Annotated in this window: 12 protein-coding genes; 8 read left to right on the top strand and 4 right to left on the bottom strand. The window is 67.0% G+C overall.

Annotated features, from left to right (window positions below; genetic code table 11):
- Window positions 1–64: 64 nt before the first annotated feature.
- On the top strand, window positions 65–1882 hold the full coding sequence (locus GGR33_RS01990) for a chloride channel protein (RefSeq protein ID WP_183501693.1): 1818 nt from the start codon (window positions 65–67) through the stop codon (window positions 1880–1882).
- A gap of 61 nt (window positions 1883–1943) precedes the next feature.
- Window positions 1944–3023 (top strand): tartrate dehydrogenase, encoded by a 1080-nt coding sequence (locus GGR33_RS01985; protein WP_183501692.1) that lies wholly within the window; start codon window positions 1944–1946, stop codon window positions 3021–3023.
- Window positions 3024–3042: 19 nt separating this feature from the next.
- Here GGR33_RS01985 and GGR33_RS01980 read toward each other — a convergent pair whose 3' ends face one another.
- Window positions 3043–3654, bottom strand: coding sequence for a glutathione S-transferase family protein (locus tag GGR33_RS01980; RefSeq protein WP_183501691.1), 612 nt, complete (start codon window positions 3652–3654; stop codon window positions 3043–3045).
- A 309-nt stretch (window positions 3655–3963) separates the two neighbouring features.
- Between GGR33_RS01980 and GGR33_RS01975 the strand changes: the two genes are divergently transcribed.
- Window positions 3964–4788: a 3-oxoadipate:acetyl-CoA acetyltransferase gene (locus tag GGR33_RS01975; protein ID WP_183501690.1), complete on the top strand. Its 825-nt coding sequence runs from the start codon at window positions 3964–3966 to the stop codon at window positions 4786–4788.
- A 63-nt stretch (window positions 4789–4851) separates the two neighbouring features.
- Here GGR33_RS01975 and GGR33_RS01970 read toward each other — a convergent pair whose 3' ends face one another.
- Window positions 4852–6213: an MFS family transporter gene (locus tag GGR33_RS01970; RefSeq protein ID WP_183501689.1), complete on the bottom strand. Its 1362-nt coding sequence runs from the start codon at window positions 6211–6213 to the stop codon at window positions 4852–4854.
- A 201-nt stretch (window positions 6214–6414) separates the two neighbouring features.
- Between GGR33_RS01970 and GGR33_RS01965 the strand changes: the two genes are divergently transcribed.
- The 4 genes from GGR33_RS01965 (at window position 6415) to GGR33_RS01950 (ending at window position 10862) form a co-directional block, all read left to right on the top strand.
- The gene (locus tag GGR33_RS01965) at window positions 6415–6843 is read left to right on the top strand and encodes a VOC family protein (protein ID WP_343068372.1); all 429 of its coding nucleotides are present in this window, start codon (window positions 6415–6417) and stop codon (window positions 6841–6843) included.
- 111 nt (window positions 6844–6954) lie between these two features.
- Window positions 6955–7335, top strand: coding sequence for a DUF6180 family protein (locus GGR33_RS01960; RefSeq protein WP_183501687.1), 381 nt, complete (start codon window positions 6955–6957; stop codon window positions 7333–7335).
- 231 nt (window positions 7336–7566) lie between these two features.
- Entirely contained in the window at window positions 7567–8361 is a 795-nt protein-coding gene (locus GGR33_RS01955) for a DUF1236 domain-containing protein (RefSeq protein ID WP_183501686.1), read from the top strand.
- A 329-nt stretch (window positions 8362–8690) separates the two neighbouring features.
- Window positions 8691–10862: a malate synthase G gene (locus GGR33_RS01950; RefSeq protein WP_183501685.1), complete on the top strand. Its 2172-nt coding sequence runs from the start codon at window positions 8691–8693 to the stop codon at window positions 10860–10862.
- A gap of 51 nt (window positions 10863–10913) precedes the next feature.
- Here GGR33_RS01950 and GGR33_RS01945 read toward each other — a convergent pair whose 3' ends face one another.
- Window positions 10914–11810 (bottom strand): SDR family oxidoreductase, encoded by an 897-nt coding sequence (locus GGR33_RS01945; protein WP_183501684.1) that lies wholly within the window; start codon window positions 11808–11810, stop codon window positions 10914–10916.
- A 100-nt stretch (window positions 11811–11910) separates the two neighbouring features.
- On the opposite strand from GGR33_RS01945, the gene GGR33_RS01940 reads away from it, so the two are divergent.
- On the top strand, window positions 11911–12735 hold the full coding sequence (locus tag GGR33_RS01940) for a helix-turn-helix transcriptional regulator (protein ID WP_183501683.1): 825 nt from the start codon (window positions 11911–11913) through the stop codon (window positions 12733–12735).
- Here the strand turns inward: GGR33_RS01940 and hrcA are convergent.
- Entirely contained in the window at window positions 12732–13826 is a 1095-nt protein-coding gene (gene hrcA / locus GGR33_RS01935; protein ID WP_183501682.1) for a heat-inducible transcriptional repressor HrcA, read from the bottom strand. The two genes, GGR33_RS01940 and hrcA, sit on opposite strands and share 4 nt — an antisense overlap.
- Window positions 13827–13839 lie beyond the last annotated feature (13 nt).

The raw sequence follows: 13839 nt of genomic DNA, 5'->3' as shown, positions 1-13839 counted from the left end.
TGCCCGATACTCCCCTGCGCATGGCTGGCAGCGCCGCCCAACCCAGAATGGACGTTTCCCGCACATGATTCCGGCGCCGGCTCCCGCCGCGCGGACCAAAGTGACGGTCCCGGAACGGCTGCGCGCATTGGTGCGCGGCAGCGAAGCGGGCCTCGTTGCGCTCGCGGCGATCATCGGCTGCATCGGCGGCGCGGCCGTCGCGGCGATGAGCGCGACAACGCAGCTTCTGCGCGAAGTTCTCTTTCAGATCCCGCACGGCAGCCGGCTCAGCGCCATGGCCGAGCTGCCGACGATGGTCGCGCTGGCCGGGCCGACGATCGGTGGCGCCGTCTTCGGCCTGCTGACCTACGTCGTAGCGCGGCGGCGCGGCGGTCAGGCCCGGCGCCCCCTGATCGATCCGATCGAGGCCAATGCCCTGCATGGCGGGCGGATGTCGCTGCGCGACTCGGTCTATGTCGCGGTCCAGAACATCATCTCCAACGGATGCGGTGCCTCGGTCGGCCTCGAGGCGGGCTATACCCAGATCGCCGGCGGCATCGCCTCCCGCGCCGGGATCGCCTTCGGCCTCAGGCGCTCGGACCTGCGCACCCTCGTCGGCTGCGGCTCGGCCGCCGCAATCGCCGCCGCCTTCGGCTCGCCGCTGACCGGCGCCTTCTACGCCTACGAGCTGATCATCGGCACCTACACCATCGCCACCCTGGCGCCGGTGGTGGTCGCCGCCTTCTGCGGCAGCCTCGTCGCGCAGGCCCTGGTCTCGCAGGCGGCCTTCGTCGACGTCAGGGCGCTGGTCGGTGCCGTGCATCCCGGGATCACCGCAGCGGACACCCTGCCCTGTCTCGGGCTCGGCTTGATCTGCGCTGGCTGCGGCATCGCGATCATGCGCGGGGTCACGCTGGTCGAGCAGGGATTCCGCTGGATCGCGCTGCCGACCGCCCTGCGCCCGGCCCTCGGCGGCCTCTGCACCGGCGCACTCGCCCTCGTCGGCACGCCGCAGGTGCTCTCGGGCGGCCATGGCGCCCTGCATTTCCACCTCTCCGAGACGGCGGCCGCGTTCAGCGCCTTCAGCATTGCAAGCCTCTTCGCGGCCAAAGCCGCGGCTTCCGCCATCTCGATCGGCTCGGGCTTTCGCGGCGGCCTGTTCTTCGCCTCGCTCTTGCTCGGCGCGCTCGCGGGGAAGCTGTTCTACGTGCTCGCGCCCGGCATCAACGCCTTCGACATGACGGCAACCGCCTACGCCATCGTCGGCATGGCGGCCCTCGCCGTAGCCATCGTCGGCGGCCCGCTGACCATGACCTTCCTGGCTCTGGAAATGACCGGCAGCTTCCCGCTCGCCGGCCTCGTGCTGGTGGCGGTGATTGCCTCCTCGCTGACCGTGCGGAAGATCTTCGGCTACTCCTTCGCAACCTGGCGTTTCCACCTGCGCGGTGAGAGCATTCGCAGCGCCCACGATATCGGCTGGATCCGCAACCTTACGGTGGGCCGGCTGATGCGCAAGGAAGTGCAGACCGTCCCCGTCGACACGCCGTTCGAGGTCTTCCTGCGCGAGCATCCCCTCGGCTCGCCCTCGCGCGTCGTGATGACCGATTCCCGCGAGCGCTATGCCGGGATCGTCCAGGTCCCGGAGGCCCATGCCCGCGCCCGCGAGGACGGCGCCGGTCACCTCTCCGAGCTCGTGCGCCACGTCGACGACCTGCTGCTCGCCGACATGAACGCCAAGCAGGCGATGGCCACCTTCGACCGCACCGAGAGCGAGGCGCTCGTGGTCGTCGACGGCACGGTCAGCCGCAAGGTCGTAGGCCTTCTCACCGAGAGCCATACGCTCCGCCGCTACGCCGAGGAGTTGGACCGGCAACGCCAGGCGGTCGTCGGCGAAACGTCTTGACCTGACGCCCTCGCGGCGCGACTTCGCGCATGGGGGACAGGAGCGACTTCGGAGACCGACCATGGCCGCATCGTCACGCAGCTACCGCATCGCGGTGATCCCCGGCGACGGTATCGGCAAGGAGGTCGTGCCCGAGGGCGTGCGAGTGCTGGAGGCGGTGGCCAAGCGCCATGGCTTCAGCCTGCAGCAGGACTGGTTCGATTTCGCCTCCTGCGATTACTACGAGAAGCACGGCCGCATGATGCCGGAGGACTGGAAGGCCCAGATCTCTGGCCACGACGCGATCTTCTTCGGCGCCGTCGGCATGCCGGAGCGCGTGCCCGACCACATTTCGCTCTGGGGCTCGCTGATCCAGTTCCGCCGCGAGTTCGACCAGTACGCCAACCTGCGACCCGTCCGCCTGATGCCGGGCGTCAAATGCCCGCTCGCCGACCGCAAGCCCGGCGACATCGACTTCTGGGTGGTCCGCGAGAACACCGAGGGCGAGTACTCGAATGCGGGCGGGCGCATGTTCGCGGGCACCGATCGCGAATTCGCCATGCAGGAGACGGTGATGACGCGCTACGGCGTCGACCGCATCCTGCGCTTCGCCTTCAACCTCGCCCAGTCACGCCCGAAGAAGCACCTCACCTCGGCGACGAAGTCGAACGGCATTTCGATCACGATGCCGTACTGGGACGAGCGCGTTCACGCGATCTCGCGCGACTTCTCGGATGTGCGCTGGGATCAATACCATATCGACATCCTGACCGCGCATTTCGTGCTGAATCCGGATCGGTTCGACGTCGTCGTCGCCTCGAACCTGTTCGGCGACATCCTGTCCGATCTCGGCCCCGCCTGCACCGGCACGATCGGCATCGCGCCCTCGGGCAACATCAATCCCGAGCGGCACCATCCGTCCGTCTTCGAGCCCGTGCACGGCTCGGCCCCGGACATTGCCGGCCAGGGCATCGCCAACCCGATCGGCCAGATCTGGTCGGGCGCGATGATGCTGGAGCATCTCGGCGAGAAGGATGCCGCGGCCGAGATCGTTACCGCGATCGAGCGCGTGCTCGCCGAACGGACGCTGCGCACGCGCGACCTCGGCGGCAATGCCGATACCGAGAGCTGCGGCGAGGCCGTCGTCCAGGCTCTGGGCTGACGGCGATCTTGGGACCGCGTCAGGCCCTCAAGCCGACGCGGCTCTGCTGGAACGGGACGAAGCCCGGCAGCGCCTCGACCCGCTTCAGCCAGGCCAGGACGTTGGCGTAGCCGGACAGGTCGACATTCCCCTCAGGCGCGTTGGCGATGTAGCTGTAGCAGGCGGCATCGGCTGCGGTCGGACGTGACAGCGCGATCCAGTCGCGATCCGCCAATTCGGCGTCGATGACTTTCAGGATCGCGTGCGCGCGCTCGATCGCCTCCGGAGGGTTGGACTTTGCTCCGAACAGGGTGATCAGCCGGGCCATGCAGGGTCCGTTGAAGATCTGACCGGTGGAAATCGACAGCCAGCGCTGCACGGTGGCGGCCTCCGCCGGATCCTCCGGCAGCCAGTCGGTCTTCCCGAACTTCTTCGCGGCATAGACCATGATCGCAATCGAATCCGGGATGACGACATCCCCGTCGACCAGCACCGGCACCTGTCCGAGCCGGTTGAGCTTCAGGAAGCTCTCCGTCTTGTGCTCACCCTGGGCGAGATTGAGCGTGACGAGTTCGTGCGGGATGCCCGCCAAAGATAGAAACAGATGCGCCCTGTGCGCGTGGCCCGAGAGCGGCGCGAAATAAAGCTTCATGACGGTCTCCAAAATCGGGCGACGGTACGTCGAGTGCGAAGAGACTGAACGTTTCGTATCGCAACGATAAGAGCGATGTCTGGCAATGATTCATTGCGCCAATCGGAACAGTGCCTCTTGCCGCGTTCGATTGGCGCCGATTTTACCGCCTCGCTCGGCTCGTTTCTGTTGGTTCTGCCAATTCCGAAATAACGGTCGCCACGTATCTCCAGCCGCCGAGCGCCGGCGGATGTGATCGGCACCTCCGCCCCTCGCGGCTTCCCGGCCGGCGGCCCCGGCGTTAGATCCCGAGCAGCAGGAGATACGCCCATGAGACCCGTCGTCGTCGCCGTCGCGATCACCGGATCGGTGCCGCGCAAGAAGGACAACCCGACGCTGCCGGTCACGCCCGCCGAGCAGATCGAGTCCACGCATGCGGCCTACGAGGCCGGCGCCTCGCTGGTGCACATCCACGTCCGCAACCCGGACGAGTCGCCCTCCTCCGATCCGAACCTGTTCGCGCAGGTCCAGGAGGGCGTGCGCAAGTATTGCCCGGACATGATCGTGCAGTTCTCGACCGGCGGACGCGGACGCGATCCGGCGACGCGCGGCCTCTCGCTGCAGCACCGGCCGGACATGGCCTCGCTCTCCACCGGCTCGGTGAATTTTCCGACGATCGTCTACGAGAACCCGACGGCGCTGGTCACCGACCTCGCGACGGGCATGAAGCAGCACGGCGTGCGCCCGGAGATCGAGATCTTCGACCTTTCGCATCTCCACGGCGCGCGGCGCCTGCTCGACGAAGGCCTGATGGACGGCTCGCCGCACGTGCAGTTCGTGATGGGCGTAAAGAACGCGCTACCGGCAGAGAAGCGTCTGCTCGACATCCTGCTCGCCGAGCTGAAGCGCATTTTGCCGATGGCGACCTGGACCGCCGCCGGCATCGGCCGCCATCAGAGCGAGGTGATGGGCTGGGCGCTCGAACGTGGTGCCGACGGTGTCCGCACCGGGCTCGAGGACAACATCCGTCTCTCGAAGACACAGCTCGCAGACGGGAATGCCGATCTCGTCCGCGTCGCAGTGGAGCTCTGCACCCAGCACGGCGCCCGCCCGGCGACGCCCCGCGAGGCGCGGGGGATGCTGGGGCTGCACTGAGACAAAAAAGGAGCGGCCCGCGGAGGCCGCTCCTTTGATCTTTTGGACCGCCGCCGGATCGCCTCAGGCGATGGCCACCTTCCCCGGTTTGTGGCCGAGCGCCTCCTCGACGGTGCCGTCGCCGTCGAGATAGCCGTGTTTCTTCGGGTTCGGCATGATCACGGAGGCAATGAAGCCGATGGCAAGCATGCCGGTCACGTACCAGAAGAACGTGCTCTCCATGCCCACCTCCTTCAGGTAGAGCGCCACCGCCTCGGCCGTGCCGCCGAAGAGCGAGTTGGCCACCGCGTAGGACAGGCCGACGCCGAGCGCGCGGACATGGGTCGGGAACAGCTCGGCTTTCACGATGCCGCTGATGCCGGTGTAGAAGCTGATCACCGCCATGCCGATCATGATCAGGCCGAAGGACGCGTAGGGGTCCTTCGTGGCGCCGATCGCCGTCATCAGCGGCACCACCATCAGGGTGCCGAGGCCGCTATAGAGCAGCATGTTGGCCTTGCGGCCGATCTTATCGGAAAGCCATCCGAAGATCGGCTGGATCAGCATGTAGACGAGCAGGCAAACCGTCATGATGCGCGAGGCCGTGATGGTCTCGATATGGGCCGAGTTCACGAGGTATTTCTGCATGTAGGTGGTGAACGTGTAGAAGCTCAAGCTTCCGCCGGCGGTGTAGGCCACCACCACGGCGAAGGCCCGCCAATGCTTGAACAGGGCGGAGAAGGTGCCGGATTCCTTCGATTCCAGGTCCTTCTTGGTAGCCGTCTCCGCGAGCGAGGAGCGCAGGAACAGCGCGACCAGGGCGGCTGCGGCACCGATCACGAACGGGATGCGCCAGCCGTAATCCATCAATTCCTGCTTCGTCATGAAGGTCTGCAGGATGATGAGCACCAGTGAGGCGAGCAGCTGGCCGCCGATCAGCGTGACGTACTGGAACGAGGCGTAGAATCCGCGGCTGCCCTTGGTGGCAACCTCGCTCATGTAGGTCGCGCTGGTGCCGTACTCGCCGCCGACCGAGAGACCCTGGATCATGCGGGCGATGAGCAACAGCACGGGCGCGGCGGCGCCAACGGTGGCGTAGGTCGGCAGCACCGCGATGGCGAGCGAGCCGCCGCACATCATCAGCACCGAGATCATCATCGAGGTCTTGCGGCCGAGCCGGTCGGCGAGGCGGCCGAACAGCCAGCCACCGACCGGCCGCATGAAGAAGCCGACCGCGAAAACCGCCGCGGATTTCAGGAGCTGGCTGGTGCCGTCGCTGGCCGGGAAGAACACCGGCGCGAAGTACAGCGCGAAGAAGGCGTAGCAGTAGAAGTCGTACCACTCGACGAGATTGCCCGAAGACGAACCGACGATGGCCAGGATGCGGCGGCGGCGGTCTTCCGGATCGTCAGGCTGGGTCGGCGCGATCGAGATGGCGTCGGTCATCGTTCCTCCAAGCCGGCCTTCGCGCCGGTTGCTATTTTGTCGGAACGGTTGCGCAAACCGGCACTCCGCACAAGCCCTTAGCCGTCGCAGTCCGCATCTTGAATGCAATCGCGGAAATGATCGCTGCGGCACTGTGGCCCGCATTCGACGACGCAGTATTCTGGTGCCTCATCGATCAGCATGGTGCTCGAAGGATTTGCCGTGTCGACCACGCCTACTCCGCCACTCGGCGGCGTCCTCGAAACAGCCCTCTACGTCGATGACATGCCGCGCGCCCGTGCCTTCTATGAGGACGTGCTCGGCCTGAAGCCGATGGTCGAGGACAGCCGGCTCGTCGCCTACCCGGTCGCGCAGGGCAGCGTCCTGCTGCTATTCCGGCGTGGCAGCACACTCGCGCCGGTGACGCTGCCCGGCGGCGTAGTCCCACCGCATGACGGATCCGGGCCGCTGCACATGGCTTTTGCGATCCCGGCCGAGAGCCTGGAGGCGTGGGCCGAACGGCTCGACAGGCACGGCATCCCCATCGAGAGTCGGGTTACCTGGCCGAAGGGCGGGACCAGCCTCTACTTCCGAGATCCCGATGGACACGCGCTGGAACTAGCGACGCCCGGGCTCTGGGCGAACTATTGAGCGCTGTCGCCTCATCGGCCGGATTTACGGCAACGCTTCCCGCACTAGATGGCCGCTTCGCGCGTATCGCACCAAGCCATCGACCGACCGAAAGCGGGGCTCCGACAGCACATGCAGCGACATCCGGCACTGGTCATCGGCGCTTTCGCGGTAGGTCTGATCGCTCAGCCCGCTATGGCTGACGGCGATTTCAGCTTCGACTACCGCGTCGAGCCGGCCAGCGCGGACAAGCTGAGCATCGACACCTGCGCGGAGATCACGAAGCGCACGACGCAGACGCCGGGCTACGTCCAGTCGGTCAACCGCGAGGCCGGCAAGCTCGTGACCATCACGGGCGGTCCCTCGGCCGGCGGCTCCGCCTTCATCGTCCACTGCATCGCCTCCGACGACAAGACGGTCTACGTCGTGCAGGCGCTCGACTACCGGGGCCGCAAGGCGGAGGCGGCCGCCTTCGCAGACAAGATCCGCGATGCCCTGAAGGCCGGCGAGTAAGGACAGACCGGAACCCGCCCCTGGCTCGGCAGCGGACCGGGGGCGTCATCGCCGGATCGACTGCAAAGCTTTCCAGACGAACCAAGATGTCGATGAGTTTGATCAAGTTAGCCGGCCGCTCACCCGTTATTTAGAATTTTGTTCGGAACGGTTTTTCCAACGTCTTCGTTGCGAGCCTCGAAACGGTTGCCTGAAGGTGGCCGTCGTCATCTTGGAAAAGGATCATCGGCGATGAACAAGCTCTTTCGGGGCACGATGACGGCTGCCTTGATCGCAGTCGGTGCGACGACAGCCTTTGCGCAAGGCGGTGGCGCCGGCGGTGCGGGCGGCGGCGGGGGAGCCGGGGCGGGAGCCGGTGGTGCGGGTGGTGGCGCCGCCGGAGGAGCGGGCGGTGCCCGCGGCGGCGGCGGAGGCGGCGAGATGGGTGGCGGAGCTGCCGGCGGAGCGCGCGGCGGTGAAATGGGCGGCGCAGGCGGGGGAGCCCGTGGGGGTGCCGCCGGGGGAGCTTCGTCTCGCGGAGAGGAAGGCGGCGCGCGCGGCGGCGCAGCCGGCCGTGAGGACGGCGCGCCGGGCGAAAAAGGCGGCAAGCCCGGCATGGCCGGCGAGAAGGGCGGACGCGATGCTCAGGGCGAGCGCGACGGCAAGATGGGCAAGAGCGAAACGGGCGAGCGAGGCAAGGGCGAAGCCGGTGAGAAGGGCGGTCGCGGCGAGGGCGGCGGACGTGCTGGCGGCGGCGAGCGCGGCGGCCGCGGCCAGGCTGCAGGCGCTTCGAAGAGCCTGAGCACGACCCAGCGCACCGAGTTCCGCTCGACCATCACCAGATCGGGCGCGCGTCCACTGACCAACGTGAACTTCAACGTCAGCGTCGGCACGGCCATTCCGCGCTCGGTGCGGCTCAACCCGCTACCGGCGACCATTCTCACCCTGGTCCCGGCCTATCGGGGCTACGACTACGTGCTGGTTGGCGACGACATCGTGATCATCGATCCCGACACCTACGAGATCATCGACGTCATTCCGGCCTGATTGACCTGAAGAAGCGCGAGAGAGGGCGGGGCTTCGGCCCTGCCCTCTCGTCGTTCCGCATGTCCGGGCAGCGATACGCTCCATTCGTCACCGACAGCCACCCGGACGGAGTGTCGAATGCCGGTGTCGGACGCCTACGAAATTGGGTGAATGACCGGGAAAGGCCGGCCTATTGCTCGTTCGCCTACCGCTCGGCCTGCGATCCTCCTGCTGTTTTGAATGCAAAAAGCCAGAACTGCGGCTCTGTTTCAAAAAAACTTTGATGGCTTCTCAAAATTTGCTTGGTATGCCTTGCCGCCGAGATCTTCGACGGGGCTGCGAGCGAAACCATGGATCGTCTGAACGTTGGTGGCCTCGGCGTCGCGCGTGAACTTCACGATTTCGTCGTCGACGAAGCACTTCCCGGCACCGGTATCTCACCGGAGGTCTTCTGGGGCGGCCTCGGAGCGATCGTCCGAGATCTCACACCGAGGAACCGCGCGCTCCTGGCCAAACGTGCCGCCTTGCAGGAGCGCCTCGACGCCTGGCACCGCGAGCGTGCCGGCAAGCCGCTCGATGCAGCCGCCTACGGGGCCTTCCTGCGCGAGATCGGCTACCTACTGCCCGATCCCGGCTCGGTACAGGTCCGAACGGAGAACGTCGACGACGAGATCGCCCGCATCCCCGGTCCGCAGCTCGTGGTGCCGGTCTCGAACGCCCGCTACGCGCTGAATGCCGCCAACGCTCGTTGGGGCTCGCTCTACGATGCCCTCTACGGCACCGACGCGGTGTCGGAAGAGGGTGGCGCCGTGCGGGGCGGGGGCTACAACCGCACCCGCGGCGCCCGCGTCGTGACCCGCGCCCGCGCCTATCTCGACCGGTTCGTGCCGCTGGCCGGCGGCCGCCATGCCGACGTCGTGACCTATGCCGTGGAGGACGGCGCGCTGGTCGGCAACATGAATTCCGGCGAGACGGTGCCCCTGGCTCGGCCGGAGACGTTTGCCGGCTATCGCGGCAAGGCCAGCATGCCTTCGGCCCTGCTGCTGCGCCACAACAACCTGCATCTCGAGGTCGTCATCGACCGGACCCATCGGATCGGCCGGTTCGATGCCTCCGGCGTCGCCGACATCCTGCTCGAATCCGCGATCTCGACGATCATGGACCTCGAGGACTCGGTCGCGACGGTCGATGCCGAGGACAAGGTCGTCGTCTATCGCAACTGGCTCGGCTTGATGAAGGGCACCCTCACGGCCTCCTTCAACAAGGACGGGCGGACCCAGGAGCGGCGCCTCAACCCCGATCAGCATTACATCGCGCCGCATGGCGGCGAGGTGGTGGTGCCCGGCCGTTCGCTGATGCTGGTGCGCAACGTCGGCCACCACATGGATACGGACGCGGTGCTCGACGCCGAGGGCAACGAGATTCCCGAAGGCATGCTCGATGCCGGCGTGACGGCGCTCATCGCGATCCACGACTTGAAGGGCGATTCCGGCCTGCGCAACAGCCGCAAGGGTTCGGTCTACATCGTCAAGCCGAAGATGCACGGGCCGGAGGAGGTGGCCTTCGCGGTCGAGCTGTTCGGCCGGGTCGAGGCGATGCTCGGCCTCGATGCCAACACCCTCAAGATGGGCATCATGGACGAGGAGCGCCGCACCACGGTGAACCTCGCCGCCTGCATCAGGGCGGCCGCCGAGCGGGTGGTGTTCATCAATACCGGCTTCCTCGACCGCACCGGCGACGAGATCCACACCGCGATGGAAGCCGGTCCCGTCATCCGCAAGAACGACATGAAGGCGACGGCCTGGATCAAGGGCTACGAGGAGAACAACGTCGATGTCGGCCTCGCCTGCGGCCTGCTCGACAGGGCGCAGATCGGTAAGGGCATGTGGGCGGCGCCCGACGCCATGGCCGACATGCTGATGCAGAAGGGCGCGCATCCGAAGGCCGGCGCCAGCACCGCCTGGGTGCCCTCGCCCACCGCGGCAACGCTCCACGCGCTGCACTACCACGAGATCGACGTGCCGGCCCGCCAGGCCGAGCTCGCCCGCAGGCCCCGATCGGCGCTGGCCGAGATCCTACAGATCCCGCTCGCCAGTTCGAACTTCCCGCCCGACGACGTCCAGCAGGAGATCGACAACAACGCCCAGAGCATTCTCGGCTACGTCGTGCGCTGGATCGATCAGGGCGTCGGCTGCTCCAAGGTTCCGGACATCCACGACGTCGGATTGATGGAGGACCGGGCGACCCTGCGCATCTCGTCCCAGCACATCGCGAACTGGATGCACCACGGCGTGGTCAGCGAAGAACAGGTGATGGAGACGCTGAAGCGGATGGCGAAGATCGTCGACCGCCAGAACGCCGCCGATCCTCTCTACCGGGCGATGGCGCCGGACTTCGAAGGGCCGGCCTTCAAGGCGGCCTGCGACCTGATCTTCAAGGGCCGCGAGCAGCCGAACGGCTACACCGAATGGGTGCTTACCGCGCGCCGTCGTGAAGCGAAGAAGCAGGCGCAAGAGGCCTGACCAAGACGGCGTTCGCAGCTCGGCCGCGAACGCCGTCTTGGAGTCGACAACTCAGTTGAGCAACTCGTAGCGCATCGCCGCGAGGTCGGCGATCAGCCCGGGCCCGGTCGGCTGCCAGCCGAGCGTCGCCTGCGTCCACGCGCTCGATGCCGGCATGTCGAGGCCGACGAACATCGCGAGCCAGCCGAAATGGCCCGGTGCCTCTTCCGGTAAAAGCGAGACCACTGGCAGCGTCAGCCCTCGGCCAACGACCTCCGCGATCTCACGGGCAGCGACGCCCTCCTCTGCGACGGCATGGTAGCGTGCTCCCGCCTCCCCCCGCTCGATGGCAAGCCGATAGAGGCGCGCGACGTCGAGGACGTGGCAGGAAGGCCAGCGATTGTTGCCTTCGCCGAGATAGGCCGAGACGCCCTTCTGCCGGGTCACCTCGATGAGCGGGCTGATCAGCCCCTGCTTGACCGTGTCGTGCACCTGAGGAAGGCGCATGACTGAGACGTTGACGCCGCCCTCCAGGAGCCTCGCGCCGGTGATCTCCGAGACGACACGCGGGTTCGGGTGGCCTGTGTTGAAAACGTCTTCCGTCGCGAGCCCACCCGACTCCGGCGTGCCCATGCCGGTTCCCGAGGTGATCAGCAGCGGGCGGTCGCTCCCCGCCAGCGCTTCGCCCATGGCCATGATGACGCGCCTGTCCTTCTCGCAATTGGCCGCGAAATTCGAGAAATCGTGATCGAAGGCCGTGTGGATCACGGCGTCGACCTTGGCCGCGCCCCGTCGCAGGCTGTCCAAGTCTTCGATGTCGCCGCGATGGGGTTCCGCGCCGGCGTCGGCGAGAGCTCGTGCGCCGGCATCCGAGCGGGTGAGGCCGAGAACCTGGTGTCCTGCCGCCAGGAGCTCGGGCACGATGGCCGAGCCGATGAATCCGGTGGCGCCGGTGAGAAAGATCCGCATGCGATGTCCTCCGTCATGGATCGCAAGCGCCCTATCGGCCCATCCTATATCCAGTTAAAGTAGTGACATTATCATGGTATAATTTTTAACAGGTTGAGCGATGCCTGCAGAGGCCGTGAATCTTCTTGGAGCCTATCTCAAGGACAGGCGCGCGAAGCTCGACCCGGCAGCTCTCGGGTTTGCCGGTCGCAGGCGGACGCCCGGACTGCGCCGAGAGGAAGTCGCTCAGCGCTCGAACATCAGCACGACTTGGTACACGTGGCTGGAGCAGGGACGCGGCGGCGCGCCCTCGGCCGACGTGCTGAACCGGATCGCCGGCGGCCTGATGCTGACCGAGCCAGAGCGAGAGCACCTGTTCATGCTCGGCCTCGGGCGGCCTCCAGAGGTTCGCTACACACCTTTCCAGGGTATCGAGCCCCGCCTGCAGCGCTTGCTTGACGCGCTCGAAGTCAGCCCAGCGTTGATCAAGACCGCGACCTGGGAGGTCGTCGCCTGGAACCGCGCCGCCGCGGTCGTGCTCACCGATTTCGACAAGGTCCCTCTCAGCGAGCGCAACATCCTGCGGCGTGTCTTCTGCGATCCGCGTGTCCGCGAGGCTCAGCAGGATTGGAAGGGCCTGGCGCGTTTCGTCGTCGGCGCGTTCCGGGCGGACGCGGCCCGCGCCGGCGCGGCCTCCGAAGTCCAGGTCCTCGTCGACGAGTTGGCGCGCGCGAGCCCCGAATTCGCGGCGCTTTGGCAGGAGAACGACGTCCACGCGCACGGCGACGGCGTGAAGCGCCTGCGGCACCCGCTCCTCGGCCCGATCGAGCTGGAATTCTCATCCTTCGCCGTCGATGGCCGCCCGGACCTCGGGATGATCGTCTACAACCCGGTGGCCGGCGGGGTCGCCAGCGAGATCAGAAAGCTTGTCGCAGGAGCGTCCTAACGCCCGCGTTCGAGCAGCCCCGAGACCACCCGCGCGGTATAGTCGACCATCGGCACGATCCGCGAATAGTTCAGGCGGGTCGGTCCGATCACGCCGACGACGCCGACGATTTTCTGGTCGCCGTCGCGGAAGGGCGCGGCGATCAGCGAGGAGCCGGAGAGAGAGAACAGCTTGTTCTCCGAGCCGATGAAGATCCGCACCCCGTCGCCGCCCTCGGCGCGCGACAGGAGTTCGATCACGTCCTTCTGCGTCTCGAGGTCGTTGAAGAGCAGGCGGATGCGCTCCAGGTCCTCCGCCGCGCGCAGGTCGTCGAGGAGGTTGGCCTGGCCGCGCACGATCAGCTGACGCGCTTCCGAGGAACCGACCGTCGTGGCGAGGCCGGCATCGACGAGACGCTCGGTCAGCGCGTCGATCTCGCGCTTCATCGCTTGGCGCCCGGCCTCGATCTCGCTGCGCAGCATATCGAGGGTGCGGCCGTGCAAGCGGGCGTTCAGGTAGTTCGAAGCTTCCTGCAGGGCGCCGGCCGGCAGGCCCGGCGGCAGGTCCACGAGGCGGTTCTCGACACTGCCGTCGGTCGAGACCAACACCACGAGGGCGCGGGCGGGGTCGAGGCGCACGAACTCGATGTGCTTGAGCTGGGCGTTGGCCTTGGTGGTCAGAACCACGCCGGCACCCCGAGAAATGCCGGAGAGCAGGCTGGACGCCTCGGCGAGCGCGGAATCGAAGGTGTGGCCCGACGCAGCGGCGCGCATCTGCGCTTCGATGCGCGTCTTCTCCTCCTGGCCGACATCTCCGAGCTCCATCATCGCGTCGACGAAGAAGCGCAGGCCCTGCTCGGTCGGCAGGCGGCCGGCCGAGGTATGCGGGGCGAAAATCAGCCCGGAATGCTCCAGATCCGACATCACGTTGCGGATCGACGCGGGCGACAGCGCCATCGGTAGGGTGCGCGCGAGATTGCGCGAGCCCAGCGGCTCCCCCGTGACGAGGTAGCTCTCGACGATCTGGCGAAAGATCTCGCGCGAGCGCTCGTTGAGCGTCGCGAGGGCGAGGGCCTGCTGCTGGGGTGAGAAGAAGGGGCTGTTGTCGGTCACACGCTCGATCCTG

The sequence above is a fragment of the Methylobacterium brachythecii genome (genome assembly GCF_014196345.1).
Taxonomy (GTDB): domain Bacteria; phylum Pseudomonadota; class Alphaproteobacteria; order Rhizobiales; family Beijerinckiaceae; genus Methylobacterium; species Methylobacterium brachythecii.
The sequence above is the reverse complement of the archived record's forward strand: the minus strand, read 5'-3'. Positions and strand labels throughout refer to the sequence as shown.